This is a genomic window from Rhodoferax sp. GW821-FHT07F03, assembly GCF_059418745.1.
The window spans coordinates 139348-161416 of sequence record NZ_JBWKQM010000004.1; the positions used below are offsets into that span (position 1 = coordinate 139348).

The following is a 22069-nucleotide window of genomic DNA, read 5'->3' on the forward strand; positions in this document are numbered from 1 at the left end:
CTGCCGCTCATTGTCGCCAATTGGATGCCAATAAAACAACCTGTTTGTCACTATTCGGATGCGAGTCTGATGCCTATAGTTCGCCCCATCGAACACAAAAGGACTCCGCCATGCAGCACGTCACCCTGAACAACGGCGTCGAAATGCCCATCCTGGGTTTCGGTGTCTTTCAAATCCCCGACGCCAAGGATTGCGCACGCAGCGTCGTTGACGCCATCGACGTCGGCTACCGCCTGATCGACACCGCCGCCTCCTACATGAACGAGGCGGCCGTAGGTCAAGGCCTCAAGGACAGCGGCATCGCCCGTGACCAGCTCTTTGTGACAAGCAAGCTGTGGGTCCAGGAAACCGGATACGAGCGCACGCAGCTGGCCATTGACAAAACGCTGCGCCGCTTGCAACTGGACTACCTGGACCTCTATCTGATTCATCAGCCTTTCGGCGACGTGCATGGCTCCTGGCGGGCCATGGAGGACGCCCACAAGGCCGGCAGGCTGCGCGCCATCGGCGTGAGCAACTTCCAGCCGGATCGGCTCATGGACATCAAGGTGTTCAACGAGATTGCACCCGCCGTGAACCAGGTGGAGGTGAACCCCTTCCAGCAGCAGTTGGAGAGTGCTTCCTTCATGAAGGAAATCGGCGTGCAGGCCGAAGCCTGGGCGCCGTTCGCGGAAGGCCGCAACAACCTGTTCCAGAATGAAGTGCTCACGGACATCGGCAAGCGCTACGGCAAATCCGTCGGCCAGGTCGTGCTGCGCTGGCTGACACAGCGAGGCATCGTCGCACTGGCCAAGTCGGTGCGCAAGGAACGCATGGCCGAGAACATTGCCGTCTTCGACTTCGAGCTCGACGACGCCGACATGGCCCGCATCGCCACGCTCGACACCAACACGAGCAGCTTCTTCTCCCACCGCGACCCGGCCATCGTCAAGTGGATGTCCGAGCGCAAGCTGGACATCTGAGCAAGCGTCATGTCCCAACGCAGCGCCAATACCGTGCTGGCCATCATCGTGGCCAGCTACCTGATGATCGTGGTGGACATCTCCATCGTCATCACAGGACTACCGCGCATCCAAGCCAGTCTGGGCTTCAGCGCGGCCCAGCTATCCTGGGTGACCAATGCCTACACGTTGGCCTTCGGCGGTCTCTTGCTACTGGGGGCGCGCGCCGGAGACATCCTCGGCCGGCGGCGCATGTTCATCGCGGGGCTGTCGCTGTTCACCTTGGCCTCGATGGCGATTGGCGTCGCGCAATCAGTGAGCTGGCTGCTAACGGCCCGTGCCATCCAGGGCGTCGGTGCCGCGGTGCTGGCGCCATCTACGCTAGCCTTGTTATCCACGCACTTCGCCGAAGGCCCAGCGCGCACCCGCGCATTGTCCTTGTACGCAGCAGCGGCCGGCGTCGGGGCCACGCTGGGCTTGGTCCTGGGCGGCTTGTTCGCCGACCTGCTGTCCTGGCGAGCGGGCTTCTTCATCAACCTGCCCATCGGCCTGGTTCTAATCGCCGCGGCGAGGCGCCATATCACGGAGACACCGAAGCAGCCCGGCCATTTCGATGTGGGCGGTGCGTTCAGTTCCACCCTTGGCATGACGGTACTGGTCTACGGTCTGGTGCGCGCGGCCGAAGCAGGCTGGCATGACCCACTCGCGCTGGCCGCCCTGGTCGTCGCAGTACTGATGATTGCCGTATTCGTGTGGGTCGAGCGCCGGGTCCGCCAGCCCATCCTGCCACTGCGACTGCTCGCCAGCCGCGAGCGGGGCGGTGCCTATCTGGCTCGCATGCTCTTCATGGGCGGTGCCGTGGGCTTCTGGTTCTTCTCTACGCAGTTCCTCCAGGGCGTGCTGCATTTGCGGCCCATGCAGGCGGGCATCGCCTTCCTACCGGTCACGCTGCCCAACTTCGCCTCGGCGCTGGCCGTGCCCAGGCTGGCGCGACGCTTCGGCAACGAGAAGGTTCTGCTCGCCGGCTTGTTGCTAGGTGTGATGGGCCTGCTTTGGCTGGGCCAGGCCGATGCCGACGTGAGCTACTGGACGAGCATTGCACCGCCCATGGTCCTGATCGGACTGGGCCAGGGCCTGCTGCTCGGCCCGTTGACGGCAGCAGGCGTGGCGGGTGTCGCTCGCGAGGACGCCGGTGCGGCATCCGGCCTGGTTAATGTGGCGCATCAACTCGGCGGGGCACTCGGCCTTGGCTTGCTGGTGTTCGTCTTTGCTAGCGCTGCACCTGCAGGTGCGCTGGACAGCGCGATCCTGGCTCAGCGGATTTCAGCTGTCATGGATGTTGCGGCCTTGCTGCTGGGCCTCGCCCTGCTGGTGTCCTGGCTTCTCATCGTCCTGCCACGCCGTGGCACTACACCGCAGCAACTGGAGACTCTATCGTGAAATCATTGCTTTGTATCGCCCTGACCGGTGTGGCGGCAACCGCCGGCGCGCAGTCCCCAGGCGCCACTGCGGTTGCGCCGATCGTCGAGGTTCGCTCGGCGTCCGCCCAGAACGTCGCCACGGGATCGGCCGATACCTTCGCCGGCAGCGTTCGCATCAGCTCGCCCTTCCAGGCCATGGCGCCGGGCAAGGCCGGCGGCGCCACGGTGACCTTCGAGGCACGCGCCAGGACTGCCTGGCACAGCCATCCCTTGGGGCAGACGCTGATCGTCACGGCCGGGCTCGGACTGGTCCAGCAGCAAGGCCAGCCCGCTCGGGCGATCCGCCCCGGTGATGTCGTCACCATTCCCGCGAACGTGCGCCACTGGCATGGCGCCGGCCCCAACGGGCCGATGACCCACGTCGCCATCGCGGAGAAGGAAGGCGGCATCTCGGTGACCTGGCAGGACAAGGTCACCGACCAGGACTATCAGACCGCCTTGGAGAACACCGGGCTCGGCGCCCACCCCGAGCTCGCCGCTCGCGCATGGCCCCTGTCTGAAACCCTGTCAGCCAAGCAGCGGTCGATTCCGCTGATGGCCGCGTTCATGGCGGCCAGCGACATGCCCCGGCTCAACGCCGCCTTGAACCAGGGCCTGGATGCGGGGATGACGATCAGCGAGGCCAAGGAAGTGCTGGTGCAGCTCTATGCCTATGCCGGTTTTCCGCGATGCCTCAACGCGCTCGGCGAGCTGATGAAGGTCGTGGAGGCGCGCAAGCGGCGCGGCCTCCAGGACGCGCCAGGCCGCGAGCCCACCCCGACGGTTGCCACTGGCGACGAGTTGGTCAATGTGGGAAGGGCGAACCAGGCCGAGATTTCTGGCGGGCCGGTGCAAGGTGCCGTGTTCGACTTCGCGCCCACCATCAACCAGTTCCTGCAGGCGCATCTGTTCGGGGCGATCTTTGAACGCGACAACCTCGACTGGCAGAGCCGCGAGCTGGCGACCGTCGGCGCGCTCGCCGCCACCCCGGGCGCGGAGGCGCAGCTGCGCTCCCATATGCGGGCCAGTCTGCGCGTGGGCCTAAGCGCCGCGCAGTTGCGCCAGCTCACGCAAACCCTGGCCGACGAGGTCAACGCCCAAGTCGCTGCCCGCGCGAACGAAGCCCTCACGCAGGCCCTGGCCTCCGCATCGAAAGGTTAAACATGGATACCCACCGAACTCTATTGACCATCGCCGTTGCCATGACAACCGTCATCACAGGCTGCGCAATTCAGCCCCACAGCGCCGGCAACGCCTCTGACCCCTTGGTGATCCAATCCCAAGGGAGCTTCGCTGTCGGCGGCACCGTGCTGAAGACCCCTGGCAGCTATGACAACAACAAGCCGACGGCTGCGGGCCAAAGCTTTCACGGCGACCACCTGTATGCCTTCTATCAGGTGCCACAGAACCCCAAGGCTTTGCCCATCGTCATGCTGCATGGCGCCTTCCAGTCGGCGCGCAGTTGGGAGACCACCTCGGACGGCCGCGAAGGCTTCCAGACTCTGTTCCTGCGCCGCGGCTTCCCGGTCTACCTGGTCGACCAGCCGCGTCGGGGACGAGCTGGCAACAGCACCGTCCCGGCAACACTCGAGCCGGCGCCCAACGACCAGCTGTTCTTCGACCAGTTTCGCATCGGAAAATGGCCCGGCTACTTCGACAACGTGCAGTTTGACCGCAAGCCTGAGACGCTGAACCAGTTCTTACGCTCGGTCACGCCCAACACCGGGCCCTATGACGCCGGCGTGATTTCGGATGCCATGTCAGCGCTGTTCGACAAGGTCGGCCCGGCGATCCTGTTTACCCATTCGCAGGCGGGTGGTCCGGGTTGGTTGACTGCGATCAAGAACCCGAAGGTCAAGGCCATCGTCGCGCTTGAGCCGGGCAGCGGCTTCATCTTCCCGCAAGGCGAATTGCCGCCGGCAATGCCGAGTGCGGCCGGCACGCTGTCACCTGAGACGGTGACGCTGTCGGATTTCCAGAAGCTCACCCGCATTCCCATCGTCATTTACTACGGCGACAACTTCCCCGTCGAGCCGACCATAGAGCGCGGCCAGGACAACTGGCGTGTGCGGCTGGCCATGGCTCGGCTCTGGGTGGACGCCATTAACAAGCATGGCGGCGATGCCCGCCTGGTGCATCTCCCGGAGACGGGCATTCGTGGCAACACGCACTTCCTGATGTCCGACCTGAACAACGTGCAGATCGCCGACCTGGTGTCGAAATTCCTAACTGAAAAGAAGCTGGACTGATCCAGCCGCCTAGCAAAACCGGAGCCTGAATGAAACCCAAAATTGTCAACGACAAGAGGCGAGAGTTCCTCGGAACCTCCGCTCGTATCCTCTCTATCGCAGCCCTTGGAGTTCCTGTAATGACCGTCAATACCCCCGCCGTCGCCGCCGACTACACGAAGAATCCCTTCACTCTCGTCTATGGCGGAGCAATCACCAGGAACGAAGTTGGCGAGGTCAACATCCACCCCGTGAAGTACAAGCTGGGCGGTCTGGACATCGTCGCAAACGTCTACACGCCCGCGAACTACGATCCCAAGAAGCAATACCCGGCGGTCGTCGTGGCCCACCCCAATGGTGGCGTGAAAGAGCAGACAGCCGGCCTGTATGCCCAGCACCTGGCCGAACAGGGCTACATCACGATTGCGATGGATGCCGCGTATCAGGGCGGCAGTGGCGGTCAGCCACGCAGCACGGACAAGCCGCAGTTCCGCATCGAGGACATCCACGGCGCAGCGGACTTCATCACCCGCTATCCCGGCGTCGATGCCGCGCGCCTGGGGCTTTTAGGCATTTGCGGCGGCGGGGGGTATTCGCTGTCGGCCGCAAAGTCTGACAAGCGCTTCAAGTCAGTGGCTACCCTCAGTATGTTCAACTCCGGACGTGTCCGTCGCAATGGCTTCGCCGATTCGCAACTGGGCACGATCCAGCAGCGATTGCAGCAGGCGTCCGCAGCACGAGCCCAGGAAGCCGCCGGTGGCAGCCTTCTATACTCCGGCGATGCCGACATGACGGACGAGCAAATCACCGCGCTACCCTTCGAGATGTACCGGCAAGGCTACGAATACTACTGGCGCACGCATGCGCATCCCGGCTCGACCTTCAAGTACACGACGAGCAGCCTGCTCGACCTGATGCGCTGGGACGCCACCGACCAGATCGAGTTGATCGAGCAGCCGCTGCTGATGATTGCCGGCAGCAAGGCCGACAGCCTGTACATGACCGAGGAGGCCTTCGCCAAGGCGACCGGTACTAAGAACAAGGAACTGTTCAAGATCGACGGCGCCACGCACATCGAAACCTACTGGGTCCCCAAGTACGTAGAAGCTGTACTGGGCAAGCTGACACCGTTTTACGCGAAGACTTTGTGATTCGAGGCCACGGGGCACGGCGCCTTCCATCTCGATGTACTCACGATCTGGACGGGCTCTCAACAACGAGTGCGCGGGTATCATGCCGCTGCAGTGACAGCGAGGCATGGCATTCGGTGAAGCCACGCCGCAATCGTTCTCACACGGCCAATGGTGTTTCGACACAGCCGCGCAGCGAACCATCAGAATCGTGTGCTGTTCGCTTTGGGCGCTGAGCAGTCGCTCGGGCCATCGGACTTGACCGGCAGCTACCAGCCTTTTGCTGACTTATGTTTTAAGCAGAGTGAAATTGTTTGGCTCAGCTATGGCCCGTCAGCCATAGAGTTTAGAGAGAGCTCCTGAGCAGGTGTGCATGTCTGCATCCCTTCATGACTTCATGAACTCGGTCGCTTGGTACCAGTCAGCTTGGAGCAGATAAGCAATTAATGTCAACAAGACCTAGATCAAGATCAAGATCAGCGTCAGATGGCTCGAAATCTCTTTTAAGTACTTGATTTAAAAGGATCGCTATGTCAACTTCAATTGTTAAAAGTCAAGTGTAAATCTCAGGGACATATGGCGGGGGTATCATCGCGGACCATGATTGAACAACGTATTCAGCAGCATTTCATCGACAGCGCCGACCTGAAGTACCAGTCTGCGCAACCCCTGAGCAAGCCGATTGCGGCTGGCATCCAGGCCATGCTGGCCAGCGTGACCAGCGGCGGCAAGGTGCTGGCTTGCGGCAACGGCGGCTCGGCAGCGGATGCGCAGCATTTCGCGGCGGAGTTTGTGGGCCGTTTTGAGCGTGAGCGGCCCGAGCTGGGGGCGATTGCGTTGACCACCGATAGCTCCATCCTCACTGCCATCGGCAACGACTACAACTTCGACGTCATCTTCGCCAAGCAGGTGCGGGCTCTGGGGCAGCCGGGTGATGTGCTGCTGGCAATCACCACCAGCGGTAATTCGGCCAATGTGCTGGCAGCCATTGAGGCCGCCCATGAGCGAGAGATGACCGTGGTGGCCTTGACCGGCAAGGGCGGCGGTAAGATGGGCGCCGCACTGCGGGAGACCGACGTGCACATCTGCGTGCCGCATGACCGTACGGCCCGCATCCAGGAAGTCCATTTGCTGGTCTTGCACTGCTTGTGCGACGGCGTGGATTCGCAGCTGCTGGGCGACCTTGAGGCGCCTCTTTAGGCTTTTTAACCCCTTTGAATGTGAAAGACACTATGCGTCCGTTTTATTTGACTTGTGTGGCTTCGGTGGTATTGGGTGCGAGCCTTTCGGCGTGCGTGCCGCTGGTGATGGGCGGTGCATTTGTCGGCTCGGCCATGGTGGCGACGGACCGCCGTACTTCCGGCGCCCAGCTGGAAGACGAGGGCATCGAACTGCGCGCCAACAACCGCATTGGCCAGGCGCTGAGTGAGCAGGCACACATCAATGTGACCAGCTACAACCGCCAGGTCTTGCTGACCGGTGAAGTCCCCACCGCAGCCGACAAGCAGAAGCTGGATGACCTGGTGTTGAAGGTGGACAACGTGCGTTCGGTGGTGAACGAGGTAGCGGTGCTGGGTACGACCTCGCTGTCGCAGCGCTCGTCGGACACCCTGGTGACGGGCAAGGTCAAGGCCGCGCTGGTGGACGCGCGTGATCTGCAGTCGAATGTGTTCAAGGTGGTGACCGAGCGTGGCGTGGTCTATTTGATGGGCCGAGTTTCACAACGCGAAGCCGACCGAGCCACCGAGCTGGCCCGCAACGTCAGCGGTGTGCAAAAGGTGGTTCGTGTGTTTGAGGTGCTGAGTGAGGACGAGTTGAAAAACGCTGTTCCCCAGCCTGCTCCCGTGAGCACGGCAACGCCGGCGTCCTGAGTTCTGACGCCATAAGAAAAAGCCCCTGGCATCTGGATGCCAGGGGCTTTTTCATGGGCGGGTGCAAAGCGGAATTACTTGAGGCGCTTGATCAGGCTGGACGTGTCCCAGCGCTGGCCGCCCATCAGCTGCACATCGGCATAGAACTGGTCCACTAGGGCCGTCACAGGCAGGCGTGCGCCGTTGCGCTTGGCCTCGTCCAGCACCAGGCCCAGGTCCTTGCGCATCCAATCCACCGCGAAGCCGAAATCGAATTTGTCGGCCACCATGGTCTTGCCACGGTTGTCCATCTGCCAGCTTTGGGCTGCGCCCTTGCCAATGACGTCCAGCACCTGCAGCATGTCCAGGCCAGCGCGCTGGCCAAAGGCCACGGCCTCGCTCAGACCTTGCACCAGGCCGGCAATGCATATCTGGTTGACCATCTTGGCCAGTTGGCCAGCGCCGCTTTCGCCGACCCGGGTGATGGCACGGGAGAAGGCCATGGCCGTGGGGGCGATGGCGTCAAAGGCCTGTGCGTCGCCGCCGCACATGACTGTCAGCAGGCCATTCTGTGCACCCGCCTGACCACCGGATACGGGTGCGTCGATGAAGCGCAGGCCCAGGGGGCGTGCGGCAACATCCAACTCGCGGGCCACTTCGGCCGACGCCGTGGTGTGGTCCACAAAAATTGCGCCCGGCTCCATGCCGGCAAATGCTCCGTCAGCGCCCAGCGTGACGGAGCGCAGGTCGTCGTCATTGCCCACGCAGCAAAAAACGATGTCGGCACCCTGCGCAGCCAAACGTGGGGTTTCAGCATGTTTCGGGGCCGTAGTGCTGGAATACTCTGCGCACCATGCTATGGATTTTGTAGTGGTGCGGTTGTACACCGTGACCGCGTGCCCAGCCAACGCCAGATGCCCTGCCATGGGGTAGCCCATCACACCCAGGCCAATGAAGGCAACTTTTTTGGACGGGACGGAATCGTAGGTTTTCGGGTTGGTGCTGGACATGGAAAGGTTCACGCAAAGAAGTTAGGGAATTTTTGATATCGAGGCTAGAGGACGTGCCGAATTCCTTGTCCAGAGAACCCACGGAACCGGCTGCGCCGGGCCGTAGGGTTCGCCCCCTGCAAGGGGGTTGGCGGAAACACGCAGTGTGTAGCCTGGGGGTGAGTCAAACGATAGCGAAATGCTCCGTGCCCGCCGCCAGGTCCTGGGTCTTGGCGCGCTGGCTGTTGAGCTTGATCTGCAGACGCAGGTCGTTGAGCGAGTCGGCGTTGCGCAAGGCATCTTCGTAGCTGATGAGTTGGCCTTCGTAAGCATCGAACAAGGACTGGTCAAAGGTCTGCATGCCGAGGTTGCGACTTTTCTTCATCACTTCCTTGATTTCCGAGACTTCGCCCTTGAACACCAGGTCCGAGATCAGCGGCGTATTCAGCAAGATTTCGACCGCGGCGGTACGGCCCTTGTTGTCTTGGCGTGGTATGAGGCGTTGCGAAACGATGGCGCGCAGGTTCAGCGACAAGTCCATCAGCAACTGGGGGCGGCGGTCCTCGGGGAAGAAGTTGAGTATCCGCTCCAGTGCCTGGTTGGAGTTGTTGGCGTGCAGCGTGGCCAGGCACAGGTGGCCGGTTTCCGAGAATGCGATGGCGTGTTCCATGGTGGTGCGGTCGCGTATTTCGCCCATCATGATCACATCGGGCGCCTGGCGCAGCGTGTTTTTCAGTGCGATGTCCCAGTTGTCGGTGTCCAGTCCGATCTCGCGGTGGGTCACTACACAGTTCTTGTGGGCGTGCACAAATTCCACCGGGTCTTCGATGGTGATGATGTGGCCGAAGGACTGGTCGTTGCGCCAGTCCACCATGGCAGCCAGGGTGGTGGTCTTGCCGCAGCCGGTGGCGCCGACCAGGATGCACAGGCCACGCTTGGTCATGACCACATCTTTCAGCACGGGCGGCAGGCCCATGCCATCGATGGTGGGCACGGAGTTGGGAATGACCCGTATCACCAGACCGACCTTGCCTTGCTGCATGAAGGCATTTACCCGGAAGCGGCCAATACCGGCCGGGGAAATGGCAAAGTTGCACTCCTTGGTGCGTTCAAACTCTGCCGCTTGCTTGTCGCTCATGATGGCGCGGGCCAGCGCCAAGGTGTGGGCTGAGGTCAGTGGCTGGGGCGAAACCTTGGTGACGCTGCCATCGACCTTGATGCCGGGCGGGAATTCAGCGGTCAAGAACAAATCGCTGCCGTTGCGACTGACCATCAATTTCAGAAGGTCGTTGATGAACTTGCTGGCCTGGTCACGTTCCATTGTGTTGCCCTGTTAGTTGGGTCGGTCGCTGAATCGGGCGCTGATGGCGCGCAGACGCAGCGAGAGTTTGCGCGCCAGCAAGGCAATCAGGCTGGCCGCAAGGCGCGGATCGGTGTTCATCATGTCGTCCATGGACTCGGCGCTGAGCACGGCGATCTCGCAATCGTCCAGGGTGGTGCAGGCAGAAAACCGCATGCCACTGTCCAACAGCGACATTTCACCCAGGATGTCACCCGGCTTGGCTTCTGCCAGGCGCAGATGCTCACCCCAGGGTTGCAGCCGGTCGATAGCGATGGTGCCTTTGAGCAAGACGACCATGAAGTTGCCGTATTCGCCCTGGCGGATGACGTCGCGTCCACCCGGTACCAGGGCAAACTGGCAAAAGCGCTCCATGCGCTCGATGGAGGCGGCTTCCAGGTGCTCCATATTTTTGTCTTTGGCCCACAAGCTTTGCAGCAGCTTGACGCTGCTGGACGAGGCTAGGCGCTTGGCGCCAACTTCCACCGCCCGTGCATCCCAGGGCACCAGCATGGACGGGTCCACATCCTGGCCGTTGAATGCCGTGGTGAACAGCACCGAGTCGGGAGTGGTGGCACCTGGCTCCGGTTCTTTTTTATTGAGTAGAAACTCGAGAATACCCTTCATGGGGCGCTCCAATGGTCAGTGTTCAGCCGGGGAAGTTTTCCGGTATTTTCGCTTTGCCGCGGGCCTCGGCCGGGCTGATGATATTGCGGCGTACCAGGTCGGTCAGATTCTGGTCCAGTGTCTGCATGCCGACTCCGTTGCCGGTCTGGATGGTGGAGTACATCTGTGCCACCTTGGCTTCACGGATCAGATTGCGGATGGCACTGGTGCCCAGCATGATTTCATGTGCTGCCACGCGGCCCTGGCCATCCTTGGTTTTGCACAACGTCTGGGAAATGACCGCCTGCAACGATTCCGACAACATGGCTCGGATCATTTCCTTCTCTTCGGCCGGAAACACGTCAATGATCCGGTCTATGGTCTTGGCCGCGCTGGAGGTATGCAGCGTGCCAAAGACCAGGTGGCCTGTTTCGGCCGCCGTCATTGCCAGGCGGATGGTTTCCAGGTCGCGCATTTCCCCCACCAGGATGGCGTCCGGATCTTCACGCAGCGCGGACCGAAGGGCGTTGGCAAAGCTCAGGGTGTGCGGGCCTACTTCACGCTGGTTGACCAGGCATTTTTTGGATTCGTGGACGAATTCGATCGGGTCTTCCACGGTAAGCACATGGCCGTACTCGGTTTCGTTCAGGTGGTTGACCATGGCCGCCAGAGTGGTGGATTTACCCGAACCTGTGGGGCCTGTGACCAGCACCATGCCCCGGGGCTTGAGCGCCAGGTCGGCAAAGATCTTTGGGGCGTTCAATTGCTCCAGGGTCAAAATCTTGGACGGGATGGTCCGCAGCACGGCGCCGGCGCCTCGGGCGTGGTTAAAGGCATTCACGCGGAAGCGCGCCAAGCCTTCAATTTCGAATGAGAAGTCCACCTCCAGAAACTCTTCGTAGTGCTTGCGCTGGCTGTCGCTCATGATGTCATACACCATGGCGTGGACGGTCTTGTGGTCCAGTGGTTCCACATTGATGCGCCGAACATCGCCGTGCACCCGGATCATGGGCGGCAAACCCGCGGACAGGTGCAAGTCGGAGGCCTTGTTTTTTACGCTGAACGCAAGCAGTTGGGTGATGTCCACGGATCCCTCGATGTTTTGGTACGCTGTGGGCTTTGATTATGACGACCATTAGCCACAATCTCCAGCAGGTCCTAGAAAGGATTTCTGTCGCCTGTGCGCAGGCGCAACGCTCGACCGATGCGGTGACTTTGCTGGCCGTATCCAAGACATGGGCTGCGTCCGCAGTGCGTGAGGCCTACGCTGCAGGCCAGACTTGCTTTGGCGAGAATTACATCCAGGAGGCGGTGGACAAGATGGACGCCCTGCGCGACCTGCCGCTGGAGTGGCATTGCATAGGCCCGATCCAGAGCAATAAGAGCCGGCTGGTTGCGGAGAACTTCGACTGGGTGCATACCGTGGACCGTTTGAAGATCGCGCAGCGGCTCAGCGACCAACGTCCGGCCCATTTACCGCCCTTGAATATCTGCTTGCAGGTGAATGTTGATGGTGGGCCTACCAAGTCGGGCGTGGAGCCCGGACAAGTCTTGGCGTTGGCCGCCCAGGTTGCCGCTTTACCCCGCCTGTGTCTGCGCGGCATCATGTCGATTCCGGAGCCCTTGCCTGAGTTTGCGCAGCAACTGGTGGTGCACCAGCAGACCCGGGTTCTGTTCGATTCCATCATGGCGGCCGCATTGCCTGGTGCGGACCGCTTTGATACTTTGTCCATGGGCATGAGTGCGGATCTGGAGGCCGCCGTGCTGGCGGGCAGCAGCATGGTGCGTATAGGGACAGCGATTTTTGGTGGGCGTAGCTAGGAGCCTGTCGGGCTTGGAACGTCGAAAGCGAAAATCGGCCCCAGCGAGGATAGTTTTTGCCGGATTTGCAGGCCCATAGCTCCGCTATGGGGCAAAAAGACGGTGAAAAATGGACCGCTGCGGTCGGTTTGCAGCCGACGCTTTCCAAGTCCGGCAGGCTCCTCGGCCGCTTGAAGGATGCTGGCTCAGCTCAGGCGCAGGCGGGTTGAGTTCTTTACTTCTTCCATGACGGCGTAGGTGCGGGTCTCGCGAATCCCGGGCAGCTGCCACAACACGGTGCCTGCGAACTCGCGGTAGGCCAGCATATCTGCCATGCGGGTTTTGAGAAGGTAGTCAAAGCCGCCCGCGACCATATGGCACTCCATGATTTCGGGACGCACTTGCACCGCGGCTTTGAAGGCCTCGAAGACGTTCGGTGTGGTGCGGTCCAGTAGCACCTCGACGAAGACCATCATGGACGCCCCCAACTGCAGGGGGTTGAGCCGTGCCTCGTAGCCCAGGATATAGCCCTCCTTTGTCAGGCGTTGCACGCGCGCCAGTACTGCGGTGGGCGACAAGCTGACTTTTTCGGCCAGCTTGAGATTGGATATGCGCCCGTCTTCCTGCAGAAAGTCCAGGATTTTCAGGTCGATGCGGTCAAGGTCAAGAAGAGTGCTGGTCACGACAAACGGTAGGTTTCAAGGTGGATGCTGGTCTCTGTGGCGCTGATGCCGCGTACCAAGCGGATGCGTTCCAGTACTTGCGACAGCTCGGCGAGGTGGGCGGCACGTAGCTCTGCCAGCAAATCCCAGCGGCCGTTGGTGTCGTGCAGTGCCGCCACGCCGGGTTCACCCAGCAGGCTGTCAATGACTGCTCGTGTTGCGTTGCCGGCGACGGCAATACCCATCCAGGCGCGGATTTCGTTGGGTTGTGCGTCCGGCCGCAGCCGTATGGTGTAGCCGACGATGACTCCGGCATCTTCCAGTTTGGTAATGCGGTTCGTGACCGTGCCGCGCGACACGCCAAGCTTGTGCGCAAGGGTTGCCACTGTGGTGCGAGCGTCCTTGCGTAGTAGAGATATGAGCTGTTGGTCGGTTGCATCCATGGTGTCATTTTGCTGCTAATGGACATGAAATAGCCAAAAATCGCCAATCTTGTGTGCATTTGCAGTTGATGCGCTGGCAATTTTTGGCATGGGACTTGCGTTAATGCTGCGTTAATTGTGTAACGGCTGGAAAGCAGTATGCAAATAACAGCAAACCATGGACGTGATTTCGACCGTGGCTCTATCGGTTCGCGTTGTGGCCCATTGGGGCCGCCATTTCTACCAATTTCTACCAATTTTTCATCTATTAGGAATTTCCCATGAAGAAGAGTCTGATTGCCCTGGCCGTTCTGGCTTCCACTGGCGCTGCAATGGCCCAGTCTTCGGTTACTTTGTACGGCATCATTGATGTGAACTTGCAATCGACAAAGGGCTCTGATGGCGTACGTCAAAATTTGCTGCAGAGCGGCGGCATAAATGGCAGCCGTTTTGGTTTGAAGGGCTCTGAAGATCTGGGCGGTGGTTTGAAGGCTGTTTTCAATCTCGAAAGCGGCTTTAACGTGGATGACGGTACTGGTAAGACTGGCTACACGTTCAACCGTCAGTCGTATGTCGGTCTAGCGGGTTCTTTTGGAGAGTTCGATTTCGGCAATACCGGTACGGCGTACGATGACACCGCCATCAACAGCGATCCGCTGTGGGACGGTCTGTTGGCTCCTGCTTACGCCGTGTGGCAGAACGGCGCAGCCTACAACGGCAAGCCAGGCAACATGATCAAGTACAGCTCCCCCAGCTTTGGTGGCGTGACTGTTGCTGCGAGCTATGCGTTGGGTGAAAACAAGGCAACTTCCACTACCGGAAAAGCAGAAGGCGTTGCTGCTGTGAATGTGCAGTACACCGGCGGTCCTTTGTACCTGAGCTTGGCTTACCAAGAGGACAGCAAGGCGCACACTACTGCTGGCCGTACTGGCGCAGCTTCTTACAAAGACGTGCTGTTTAACGCTTCTTATGATCTCGGCGTCGTGAAGCTCGAAGGTAGCTACAACCAAAACACGACCGATCTGGATCTGAAGTCCAACCAATTCCAATTCGGTGTGGACGTTCCTGTTGGCCCAGCTTTGGTTCTGTCGACCGGCTATGCTTATTCGAAGGACAAGGACACGAATGGCGTGAGTGGCACGAAGCGTGACGGTCTGGGTCTGGGCGCGAAGTACAGCCTGTCCAAACGTACCTTTGTGTACACCGGAGCAATGTGGGCACAAAGCAAGCCAGCTGTTGGGGATAAGGTCAAGACCGACATCTACACGGTTGGCCTGAATCACTCGTTTTAAGTAGATGCCGGCTTGTCCGGCTTGCTTTGAAAGCCTCTCCTAGCCAGGGGGGCTTTTCTAATAGGCGAAGCGATCATGGTGGGCATTTCGGCGTATCGACGATGATGGAATCTTGAGGAATTGTTGTTAAAACACCGCCTCTTTTCATAACTACACATGGGATTAACAATTGGATCCAAAAAAAATAATTGCTCACGTTTGGTGTGTGAAAGGCCGGTGAAGTTGTATCTCAATAACAACAGGTCCTGAAGAAATTGCAGGGTTATTGCGGGTTGCTATGCGTTTTGGGGGCAAACTTCGAACACCAATTTTTCAACCCGTTAGGAAAATCCCATGAAAAAGAGTTTGATTGCTTTGGCCGTTTTGGCTTCTACTGGCGCTGCAATGGCCCAGTCCTCGGTTACCTTGTACGGTATCGTTGACGTGAACCTGCAATCTGCCAAAGATGAAATCGGTGCAAATTCGAGCGACGCTGTGCGTCAAAGCAAGCTGCAGAGCGGTGGCGTTTCCACCAGCCGTTGGGGCCTGAAGGGCTCTGAAGATCTGGGCGGTGGCTTGAAGGCCAACTTCGTTCTGGAAAACGGTTTTGACGCTAGCACTGGTGCCGCTGCAGGCGCACAGTTCAATCGTCAATCGTGGGTTGGCTTCTCTGGTGGTTTCGGTGAAATCCGCCTGGGTAACGACTACACCGCACGTGATGACATCAACGGCGCTGCTCACGCAGTGTTCGACTCCGCTTTCTCGCCTTCCGTGTTCATCGAGTCTGGCTACAACTCCAACCCGAACAACCAAATCAAGTACCTGACGCCTAGCTTCTCCGGTTTCTCCGGTGCAGTTAGTTACGCTCTGGGCGAAAACAAGACGACTACCCAAAGCGCTCAAGGTGTTGCGGCTGTGAACGTCCAGTACGCGGCTGGTCCTCTGTATATTGGTCTCGCTCACCAACAAGACAAGAAGTCGCTGATTTCTACCGGTAAGACCAACAAGGATACCTTCCTGAACGCTACGTACGATCTGGGCGTTGCCAAGATTTTGGCTAGCGCTCGTGATGTGAAAAACACGACATTTGATTCGACTGCTACTGGCTTCAACGGTACTAGCTTCGACAAACAACGTGTTTACCAAATCGGTGCAGACATTCCGGTTGGCGCAGCTCTGGTTGTGTCCGCAGGCTACGCTCACTCCAAGAGTGAATTGGCTGGTACCGATGACATTACCGGCAACGGTTTTGCTATCGGCGCTTCCTACAGCCTGTCCAAGCGTACTTCCGTGTACACGGCTTTGAATTACTCCAAGGCTAAGCAAGACGATGTGTCTTTGAAGTCCAACGTGTTTGCTGTGGGCGTTCGCCACGCTTTCTAATTCCCTGCCGGCGTAAGCCGGTTTGGATTTAGCAATGCAAAAAAGCCACCCGGTTCGCCGGGTGGCTTTTTTTTATTCTGAATTGTCATTTCGATAGAAATTTATATCAAAACGATAGTTTTTTATCTAAAAGATGGCAATGTTGGCGATGTACATTGACGGCCTCTGTTGCGACACTGCGTGCATTCCTAGAAAGACCTGCACCATGCACAACATCGCACTTGTACCCACCCAATTCCTCAGCGCCCAAGACGTGGCCAGCATCGTCCAACGCAAGGGGCTGTCTGCCTGCTTGCGCGGCATGGCCGACACCATCCAGGCCGACTTTCTGCGCTGGCAAGCTTTTGACAAGTGCGCCCGCGTGGCCAGCCATTCCGCCGATGGCGTGATTGAGCTGATGCCGATTGCCGACGACCAAAGCTACGCCTTTAAATACGTCAACGGACACCCCAAGAACAATGCACTGCATGGTCTGCCCACGGTGATGGCGTTTGGCGTGTTGGCCAGCGTAGCCACTGGCGTGCCCGAGCTGCTGAGTGAGCTGACCTTGACCACGGCTATCCGCACTGCTGCTACCTCCGTGGTCGCCGCCCGAGCCCTGGCCCGCCCGAACAGCCGCAGCATGGCGCTGATTGGCAATGGCGCGCAAAGCGAATTCCAGGCCCTGGCTTTCCACTACCTGATGGGTATCGAAGAAGTACGCCTGTTCGATACCGATCCGCTGGCGACAGCCAAGCTGGTGGACAACCTGCGCTCTACCGCCTTGAAGGTCGTGGTCTGCGCCAGCACCTTAGAGGCCGTGCGCGGTGCCGACATCGTGACCACCGTGACTGCCGACAAAACCAATGCCACCATCCTCACCCCCGAGATGCTGGAGCCCGGCATGCACATCAACGGCGTAGGTGGCGACTGCCCTGGCAAGACCGAGCTGCACCCCGACGTGCTGCGTGCCGCCAGTGTCTTTGTGGAATACGAACCGCAAACCCGCATCGAAGGCGATTTGCAGCAGCTGCCGGCCGACTTTGCCGTGACCGAAATGTGGCAGGTGCTTAGCGGCAAGGCCGTGGGCCGTAGCAGCGATGCGCAGATCACGGTGTTCGATTCGGTGGGTTTTGCTCTGGAGGATTACTCCGCGCTGCGCTTTATGCGCGACACTGCACTGGAGTTGGGTTTGGGCCAGCGCTTGGCCCTGATTCCTGGCCTGGATGACCCGAAAGATTTGTATAGTTTGGTACGTCCCTCGGCCGCCCAGGTTGGGGCATCCGTACCAGCACTCTCACCGGAAGCAGTAGCAGCATGACATCTTCGAGCAAGGGCGTGAGCCTGATTGGCGTTCCCACCGATATCGGTGCTGGCGTGCGGGGCGCCCGCATGGGCCCGGAGGCCTTGCGCGTCGCGGGCCTGGCTCAGGCGTTGGAGCAGGCCGGTCTGGACGTGCGCGACTGCGGCAATATCCGCGGCCCCGCCAACCCCTGGCAAGCCCCGGTGGACGGCTATCGCCACCTGCCGGAGGTGGTGCAGTGGAACGAGCTCGTGCACAAGGTTGTGCATTTCGAGCTGCAATCGGGTCGCCTGCCCATCATGCTCGGTGGCGACCATTGTTTAGGCATAGGCTCCATCAGCGCGGTGGCGCGCCACTGCCGTGAAACCGGCAAGAAGTTGCGCGTGCTGTGGCTGGATGCACATGCGGATTTCAACACTGCTGCCCTCACGCCCAGCGGCAACATCCACGGCATGCCGGTCGCTTGCCTGTGTGGCCATGGCCCAAAGGCACTGATTGAAATCGGTGGCCATGTGCCCGCCATCAGCCCGGCAGAGATTGTGGAGATCGGCATCCGCAGCGTGGACCTGGGCGAAAAACGCTTTGTGCATGACGTGGGCATCGAAGTCTTCGACATGCGCTTCATCGACGAGATGGGCATACGCCACACCATGGAAATGGCGCTGGACGGTCTGGACGAAAACACCCATCTGCACATCAGCCTGGACGTGGACTTTCTCGACCCCGACATCGCCCCCGGTGTAGGCACCACCGTGCGCGGTGGTCCCAACTACCGCGAAGCCCAGCTGTGCATGGAGATGATTGCCGATACGGGTCTGCTGGCCTCGCTGGATATCGTCGAGCTCAACCCGGCGCTGGATGTGCGCAACCAGACGGCTGAATTGGCCGTGGATCTGGTGGAAAGCCTGTTCGGCAAGAGCACGTTGATGCGCCAGGTGTCGCCCAGCAACGGCTAGCCGCCATGCAGCACGATTTCTACTCGGCCTTGATGGTCTTGCTGATCGTGCTCGACCCATTGGGCAATGTGCCCATTGTGCTTAGTCTGTTGCGCAATACGCCGCGCGAACGGCGCTTTGCCATCGTCAGTCGCGAATGCTTTTTCGCGCTGGTGATTCTGCTGGTCTTCATGTGGGGTGGCGACCGGCTGCTGCATGTCATGCACCTCACCGACGCCTCGCTGGAAATTGCCGGCGGCGTGATCCTGTTCTTGATCGCCATGGGCATGGCCTTCCCCAGCATGGGCGTGAGTTTTTCCGGCCCTGAGGATGAGGGCGAGCCGGTGCTGGTGCCTCTGGCCATTCCGATGATTGCCGGCCCGTCCTCGCTGGCCACCGTGTTGCTGCTGGCCTCGCGTCAGCCTGAGCGTGCCTGGACCTGGGCCGCCGCCATTGCGCTCAGCATGGTGGTTGTCTGGCTGGTGTTGCTCTCGGCCAGCGCACTGGCGCGGCGCCTGGGCAAATCTGGCCTGATCGCGCTGGAGCGGCTGATGGGCCTGCTGCTGGCGGCGATGGCGGTGGAGATGCTCATCTCGGGTCTGCGCAATGCCTTTCCCGGAATCGCTCAATAGGATTGGCATAGTTTTTTAAACTAGTTTGTCTTAAAAATTTGGTGAAATTATCTGGTGAGTGCGCGGCAAACTAGCGGATGTTGCAATTTGTTGTTCCTCAATTCCACCGGAGTTCACCATGCGTTTGCCCACCCCCTACCGGCCCGAGGCCGAAGTCGTCGCCCACCGCCTTGCCGCCCTGTCGGGTGCGCTGGACTGGGCCATAGCCTCCGCCCCCGCGCGCCCCTGGGTGCAGGCGGTGCGCGACAACCCGCCGCCGTTCTGGGCCATGGAAAGCCTGCTGCGCGAATACCCGATCTCCAGCGCCGAGGGCCTGGCCCTGATGCGCCTGGCCGAAGCCCTGCTGCGCGTGCCCGATGCCGAAACCGCCATCGCCCTGACCGCCGACCAGTTGGGCCGTGCCGACTTTGACGGCATGGACGAAACCGGCGCCGCCCAGGTACTGGGCCGCTCCACCTTGGCCAAGCTGTCCAGCAGCGCCATCGCCTTGTCGAAGAAATTCCTGCCCGATGCCGAGGCCCCGCAAGGCCTGCTCACCAAGCTCGGCGCCAAAACGGTCGTCGCCGCCACCGTGCGCGCTGTGCAATTGCTGGGCCGCCAGTTCGTACTGGGTCAAACCATTGGCGACGCCATGGACGAAGCCGATGCCGCGCGCAAAAAGCAGGCCCAGCTGACCTATAGCTACGACATGCTGGGCGAGGGCGCACGCACCGATGCCGACGCGCTGAACTACCTGCAAAGCTACAAGAATGCTATCGAAGCCATAGCTGCCCGCGCAGACAAGGCGGGCGCTACTGAGAAAAATGACGGTATATCCATCAAGCTCAGCGCCTTGCACCCGCGCTACGAATGGACCCAGCGCGAGCGCGTGCTGGCCGAGCTGGTGCCGCGCGTCTGGAGCCTGTGCGAGCAGGCCGCCCGTGCCAACATCAACCTGACCATCGATGCCGAAGAAGTCGACCGCCTGGAGCTGTCGCTCGACGTGTTCGAAGCACTGGCTGCCCTGGTGGCCCAGCACCAGCCGCAGTGGCGCGGCTTCGGCCTGGCCATGCAGGCCTACCAGACCCGGGCGCTGGAGCTGATCGAACATATCGCCAGCATTGGCCGCAAATACAAGCTGCGCCTGATGTGCCGCTTGGTCAAAGGCGCGTACTGGGATTCGGAAATCAAGCGCGCCCAAGAGCTGGGCCTGCCGCACTACCCGGTGTTCACCCACAAGCATCACACCGATGTGTCCTACCTGGCCTGCGCCAAGGCGCTGCTGGACGCGCCGGATGCCATCTACCCGCAATTCGCCACCCACAACGCCGCCACCATCGCCGCCATCCTGAGCCTGGCGGCCAAGAGCGGCAATCCGTTCGAGCTGCAGCGCCTGCACGGCATGGGCGAGGGCGTGTACCGCGAGGTGTTGAAGAACCCGCTGATCGGCTGCCGCGTCTACGCCCCGGTGGGCAAGCACCGCGACCTGCTGGCCTACCTGGTGCGCCGCCTGCTGGAGAACGGCGCGAATTCCTCCTTTGTGCACCAGCTGGCCGACGAGTCGGTGGGCATGGAAGAAATCCTGGTGTCGCCCCTGCGCTTAGAGCCGGAGTCGGCCTTCGTGCTGCCGCCCAAGCTATTCGGTGCCGGCCGCAAGAACAGCGCCGGCCTGGACCTGGAAGTCGCCACCCAGCGCGCCGCGCTGCAAACTGCTTTCGACAACCTGAGCGTTCCCTCGGTGCCAGAGTTCGATGCCAAACAGGCCGCTAGCGCATATTCCACCAGCGCAGCCAGCTACAAAATATGGAGCAAAGCGCCGGTCGCCGAGCGCGCCGCGCTGCTGCGCCAAAGCGCCGATGCGCTGGAACACCAGATGCCACGCTTTTGCGCCATCCTGGTGAAAGAAGCCTTCAAGACCTGGGGCGACGCGGTGTCCGAAGTCCGTGAAGCCGTGGACTTCTTGCGCTTCTACGCCGACGAGGCCGAGCGCATCATGGCGCCCGTCGCCTTGCCCGGCCCCACGGGTGAAACCAACGAGCTGCGCCTGAGCGCGCGCGGCGTCTGGGTCTGCATCAGCCCCTGGAATTTCCCGCTGGCGATCTTCATGGGCCAGGTCGCGGCAGCCTTGGCCACCGGCAACACCGTGCTGGCCAAGCCGGCCGAGCAAACCCCGTTCGTCGCGCTGGAAGCCGTGCGCCTGCTGCACTCGGTCGGCGTGCCCGAAGCTGCGGTGCAGCTGCTGCACGGCCCGGGCGAAACCGTCGGCGCGTCCCTGGTGGCGCTGCCCGGCATTGCCGGTGTGGTGTTCACCGGCTCGACGCCCGTGGCGCGCATCATCAACCGCGCGCTGGCCGCCAAAGACGGCCCCATCGTGCCGCTGATCGCCGAGACCGGCGGCATCAACGCCATGCTGGTCGACAGTACGGCCCTGCCTGAGCAGGTGGTCGACGCCGTGGTGCAAAGCGCCTTCCGCAGCGCCGGCCAGCGCTGCTCGGCGCTGCGCCTGCTGTGCGTGCACGATGCCATTGCCGACCACGTGATCGAAATGGTCCAGGGCGCGGCCAAGGAGCTGGTGCTGGGCAACACGGCGGAGTGGGCGACTGACGTCGGCCCGGTGATCGACAAGGAAGCCTTCGACGGCATCCAGAAACACATCCAGCGCCTGCACTCCACGGCAAAACCCTTGCTGGCGCAATCAGCACCTGTGCGGGTAGCTGCTAATTTGATAGCGCCACAGGCTTTTGAACTGAAGCAGGTGAGCGACGTGGCGCAGGAAATCTTTGGCCCGGTGCTGCACATCGTGCGCTGGTCCGGCGATCCGCAGGCGGTGATCGAGCAGATCAACGCACTCGGCTACGGCCTGACCCTGGGCATCCAGACCCGCATCGACAGCCGGGCCCACGCGCTGGCCGCAGCAGCCCACATCGGCAATGTCTACATCAACCGCAACATCATCGGCGCGGTGGTGGGTGTGCAGCCCTTCGGCGGCGAAGGCCTGAGCGGCACCGGCCCCAAAGCCGGCGGCCCGCATTACCTGTACCGCTTCTGCGCCGAGCAGACGCTGACGGTCAATACCACGGCAGCCGGCGGAAACGCGGCGCTGCTGGCTTCGCTGCCCTGAGTGTTTGCTATGGAATAAAGAGCTTCTGGCGCAGGTGCT

The 22069-nt window shown here is 60.8% G+C and carries 20 protein-coding genes; 14 read left to right on the forward strand and 6 right to left on the reverse strand.

Annotated elements, in window-relative coordinates:
- Positions 1 to 110 precede the first annotated feature (110 nt).
- The 7 genes from AC07R0_RS07055 to AC07R0_RS07085 all read left to right on the forward strand — a co-directional run bounded on the left by AC07R0_RS07055 (position 111) and on the right by AC07R0_RS07085 (position 7630).
- Positions 111 to 962 carry an aldo/keto reductase gene (locus AC07R0_RS07055; RefSeq protein WP_495097692.1) on the forward strand — a complete coding sequence of 284 codons (852 nt, stop codon included), beginning with the start codon at positions 111 to 113 and terminating at the stop codon, positions 960 to 962.
- A 9-nt stretch (positions 963 to 971) separates the two neighbouring features.
- Complete coding sequence (locus AC07R0_RS07060) at positions 972 to 2381, forward strand: MFS transporter (protein ID WP_495097691.1); 1410 nt, start codon at positions 972 to 974, stop codon at positions 2379 to 2381.
- The gene (locus AC07R0_RS07065) at positions 2378 to 3562 is read left to right on the forward strand and encodes a (R)-mandelonitrile lyase (RefSeq protein WP_495097690.1); all 1185 of its coding nucleotides are present in this window, start codon (positions 2378 to 2380) and stop codon (positions 3560 to 3562) included. The genes AC07R0_RS07060 and AC07R0_RS07065 overlap by 4 nt, the downstream gene beginning before the upstream one ends.
- Before the next feature lie 2 nt (positions 3563 to 3564).
- A complete protein-coding gene (locus AC07R0_RS07070; RefSeq protein WP_495097689.1) occupies positions 3565 to 4650 on the forward strand; it encodes an alpha/beta hydrolase in 1086 nt (361 codons plus the stop codon).
- Positions 4651 to 4769: 119 nt separating this feature from the next.
- Positions 4770 to 5780, forward strand: coding sequence for an alpha/beta hydrolase (locus tag AC07R0_RS07075; protein WP_495097688.1), 1011 nt, complete (start codon positions 4770 to 4772; stop codon positions 5778 to 5780).
- Between the two features lie 579 nt (positions 5781 to 6359).
- On the forward strand, positions 6360 to 6959 hold the full coding sequence (locus AC07R0_RS07080; RefSeq protein WP_495097687.1) for a phosphoheptose isomerase: 600 nt from the start codon (positions 6360 to 6362) through the stop codon (positions 6957 to 6959).
- A 32-nt stretch (positions 6960 to 6991) separates the two neighbouring features.
- Positions 6992 to 7630, forward strand: a complete 639-nt coding sequence (locus tag AC07R0_RS07085) for a BON domain-containing protein (RefSeq protein WP_495104293.1) — start codon at positions 6992 to 6994, stop codon at positions 7628 to 7630.
- A gap of 74 nt (positions 7631 to 7704) precedes the next feature.
- On the opposite strand, the gene AC07R0_RS07090 is transcribed toward AC07R0_RS07085, so the two are convergent.
- The 4 genes from AC07R0_RS07090 to AC07R0_RS07105 all read right to left on the reverse strand — a co-directional run bounded on the left by AC07R0_RS07090 (position 7705) and on the right by AC07R0_RS07105 (position 11630).
- A complete protein-coding gene (locus AC07R0_RS07090) occupies positions 7705 to 8619 on the reverse strand; it encodes an NAD(P)-dependent oxidoreductase (protein WP_495097685.1) in 915 nt (304 codons plus the stop codon).
- A 163-nt stretch (positions 8620 to 8782) separates the two neighbouring features.
- Positions 8783 to 9919: a PilT/PilU family type 4a pilus ATPase gene (locus AC07R0_RS07095; RefSeq protein ID WP_495104294.1), complete on the reverse strand. Its 1137-nt coding sequence runs from the start codon at positions 9917 to 9919 to the stop codon at positions 8783 to 8785.
- Between the two features lie 12 nt (positions 9920 to 9931).
- On the reverse strand, positions 9932 to 10564 hold the full coding sequence (locus AC07R0_RS07100) for a cyclic nucleotide-binding domain-containing protein (RefSeq protein ID WP_495097683.1): 633 nt from the start codon (positions 10562 to 10564) through the stop codon (positions 9932 to 9934).
- Positions 10565 to 10586: 22 nt separating this feature from the next.
- Positions 10587 to 11630, reverse strand: a complete 1044-nt coding sequence (locus AC07R0_RS07105) for a type IV pilus twitching motility protein PilT (RefSeq protein ID WP_495097682.1) — start codon at positions 11628 to 11630, stop codon at positions 10587 to 10589.
- Positions 11631 to 11668: 38 nt separating this feature from the next.
- Here AC07R0_RS07105 and AC07R0_RS07110 point away from each other — a divergent pair, with 38 nt between their 5' ends.
- Complete coding sequence (locus AC07R0_RS07110; protein WP_495104295.1) at positions 11669 to 12364, forward strand: YggS family pyridoxal phosphate-dependent enzyme; 696 nt, start codon at positions 11669 to 11671, stop codon at positions 12362 to 12364.
- 185 nt (positions 12365 to 12549) lie between these two features.
- Here AC07R0_RS07110 and AC07R0_RS07115 read toward each other — a convergent pair whose 3' ends face one another.
- Together AC07R0_RS07115 and AC07R0_RS07120 are read right to left on the reverse strand one after the other, a co-directional pair.
- The gene (locus AC07R0_RS07115; protein WP_495097680.1) at positions 12550 to 13026 is read right to left on the reverse strand and encodes an Lrp/AsnC ligand binding domain-containing protein; all 477 of its coding nucleotides are present in this window, start codon (positions 13024 to 13026) and stop codon (positions 12550 to 12552) included.
- A complete protein-coding gene (locus tag AC07R0_RS07120) occupies positions 13023 to 13448 on the reverse strand; it encodes an Lrp/AsnC family transcriptional regulator (RefSeq protein ID WP_495104296.1) in 426 nt (141 codons plus the stop codon). Before AC07R0_RS07120 ends, AC07R0_RS07115 begins: the two co-directional genes overlap by 4 nt.
- Before the next feature lie 260 nt (positions 13449 to 13708).
- Here AC07R0_RS07120 and AC07R0_RS07125 point away from each other — a divergent pair, with 260 nt between their 5' ends.
- The 6 genes from AC07R0_RS07125 (at position 13709) to AC07R0_RS07150 (ending at position 22030) form a co-directional block, all read left to right on the forward strand.
- A complete protein-coding gene (locus AC07R0_RS07125; protein WP_495104297.1) occupies positions 13709 to 14719 on the forward strand; it encodes a porin in 1011 nt (336 codons plus the stop codon).
- 333 nt (positions 14720 to 15052) lie between these two features.
- The gene (locus tag AC07R0_RS07130) at positions 15053 to 16081 is read left to right on the forward strand and encodes a porin (RefSeq protein ID WP_495104298.1); all 1029 of its coding nucleotides are present in this window, start codon (positions 15053 to 15055) and stop codon (positions 16079 to 16081) included.
- A gap of 205 nt (positions 16082 to 16286) precedes the next feature.
- The gene (ocd, locus tag AC07R0_RS07135; RefSeq protein WP_495104299.1) at positions 16287 to 17381 is read left to right on the forward strand and encodes an ornithine cyclodeaminase; all 1095 of its coding nucleotides are present in this window, start codon (positions 16287 to 16289) and stop codon (positions 17379 to 17381) included.
- On the forward strand, positions 17378 to 18319 hold the full coding sequence (gene rocF / locus AC07R0_RS07140; RefSeq protein ID WP_495097675.1) for an arginase: 942 nt from the start codon (positions 17378 to 17380) through the stop codon (positions 18317 to 18319). Before ocd ends, rocF begins: the two co-directional genes overlap by 4 nt.
- Before the next feature lie 5 nt (positions 18320 to 18324).
- Positions 18325 to 18930, forward strand: a complete 606-nt coding sequence (locus AC07R0_RS07145; protein ID WP_495097674.1) for a MarC family protein — start codon at positions 18325 to 18327, stop codon at positions 18928 to 18930.
- A 118-nt stretch (positions 18931 to 19048) separates the two neighbouring features.
- Positions 19049 to 22030: an L-glutamate gamma-semialdehyde dehydrogenase gene (locus AC07R0_RS07150; RefSeq protein WP_495104300.1), complete on the forward strand. Its 2982-nt coding sequence runs from the start codon at positions 19049 to 19051 to the stop codon at positions 22028 to 22030.
- The last annotated feature ends 39 nt before the right edge of the window (positions 22031 to 22069 follow it).

What these genes read in the sequence shown, in the direction of transcription:
- AC07R0_RS07055 (WP_495097692.1), top strand. Translation starts at nt 111, where the DNA reads ATGCAGCACGTCACCCTGAACAACGGCGTCGAAATGCCCATCCTGGGT.
- AC07R0_RS07060 (WP_495097691.1), top strand. Translation starts at nt 972, where the DNA reads ATGTCCCAACGCAGCGCCAATACCGTGCTGGCCATCATCGTGGCCAGC.
- AC07R0_RS07070 (WP_495097689.1), top strand. Translation starts at nt 3,565, where the DNA reads ATGGATACCCACCGAACTCTATTGACCATCGCCGTTGCCATGACAACC.
- AC07R0_RS07075 (WP_495097688.1), top strand. Translation starts at nt 4,770, where the DNA reads ATGACCGTCAATACCCCCGCCGTCGCCGCCGACTACACGAAGAATCCC.
- AC07R0_RS07080 (WP_495097687.1), top strand. Translation starts at nt 6,360, where the DNA reads ATGATTGAACAACGTATTCAGCAGCATTTCATCGACAGCGCCGACCTG.
- AC07R0_RS07085 (WP_495104293.1), top strand. Translation starts at nt 6,992, where the DNA reads ATGCGTCCGTTTTATTTGACTTGTGTGGCTTCGGTGGTATTGGGTGCG.
- AC07R0_RS07090 (WP_495097685.1), bottom strand. Translation starts at nt 8,619, where the DNA reads ATGTCCAGCACCAACCCGAAAACCTACGATTCCGTCCCGTCCAAAAAA.
- AC07R0_RS07095 (WP_495104294.1), bottom strand. Translation starts at nt 9,919, where the DNA reads ATGGAACGTGACCAGGCCAGCAAGTTCATCAACGACCTTCTGAAATTG.
- AC07R0_RS07100 (WP_495097683.1), bottom strand. Translation starts at nt 10,564, where the DNA reads ATGAAGGGTATTCTCGAGTTTCTACTCAATAAAAAAGAACCGGAGCCA.
- AC07R0_RS07110 (WP_495104295.1), top strand. Translation starts at nt 11,669, where the DNA reads ATGACGACCATTAGCCACAATCTCCAGCAGGTCCTAGAAAGGATTTCT.
- AC07R0_RS07120 (WP_495104296.1), bottom strand. Translation starts at nt 13,448, where the DNA reads ATGGATGCAACCGACCAACAGCTCATATCTCTACTACGCAAGGACGCT.
- AC07R0_RS07125 (WP_495104297.1), top strand. Translation starts at nt 13,709, where the DNA reads ATGAAGAAGAGTCTGATTGCCCTGGCCGTTCTGGCTTCCACTGGCGCT.
- AC07R0_RS07130 (WP_495104298.1), top strand. Translation starts at nt 15,053, where the DNA reads ATGAAAAAGAGTTTGATTGCTTTGGCCGTTTTGGCTTCTACTGGCGCT.
- ocd (WP_495104299.1), top strand. Translation starts at nt 16,287, where the DNA reads ATGCACAACATCGCACTTGTACCCACCCAATTCCTCAGCGCCCAAGAC.
- rocF (WP_495097675.1), top strand. Translation starts at nt 17,378, where the DNA reads ATGACATCTTCGAGCAAGGGCGTGAGCCTGATTGGCGTTCCCACCGAT.
- AC07R0_RS07145 (WP_495097674.1), top strand. Translation starts at nt 18,325, where the DNA reads ATGCAGCACGATTTCTACTCGGCCTTGATGGTCTTGCTGATCGTGCTC.
- AC07R0_RS07150 (WP_495104300.1), top strand. Translation starts at nt 19,049, where the DNA reads ATGCGTTTGCCCACCCCCTACCGGCCCGAGGCCGAAGTCGTCGCCCAC.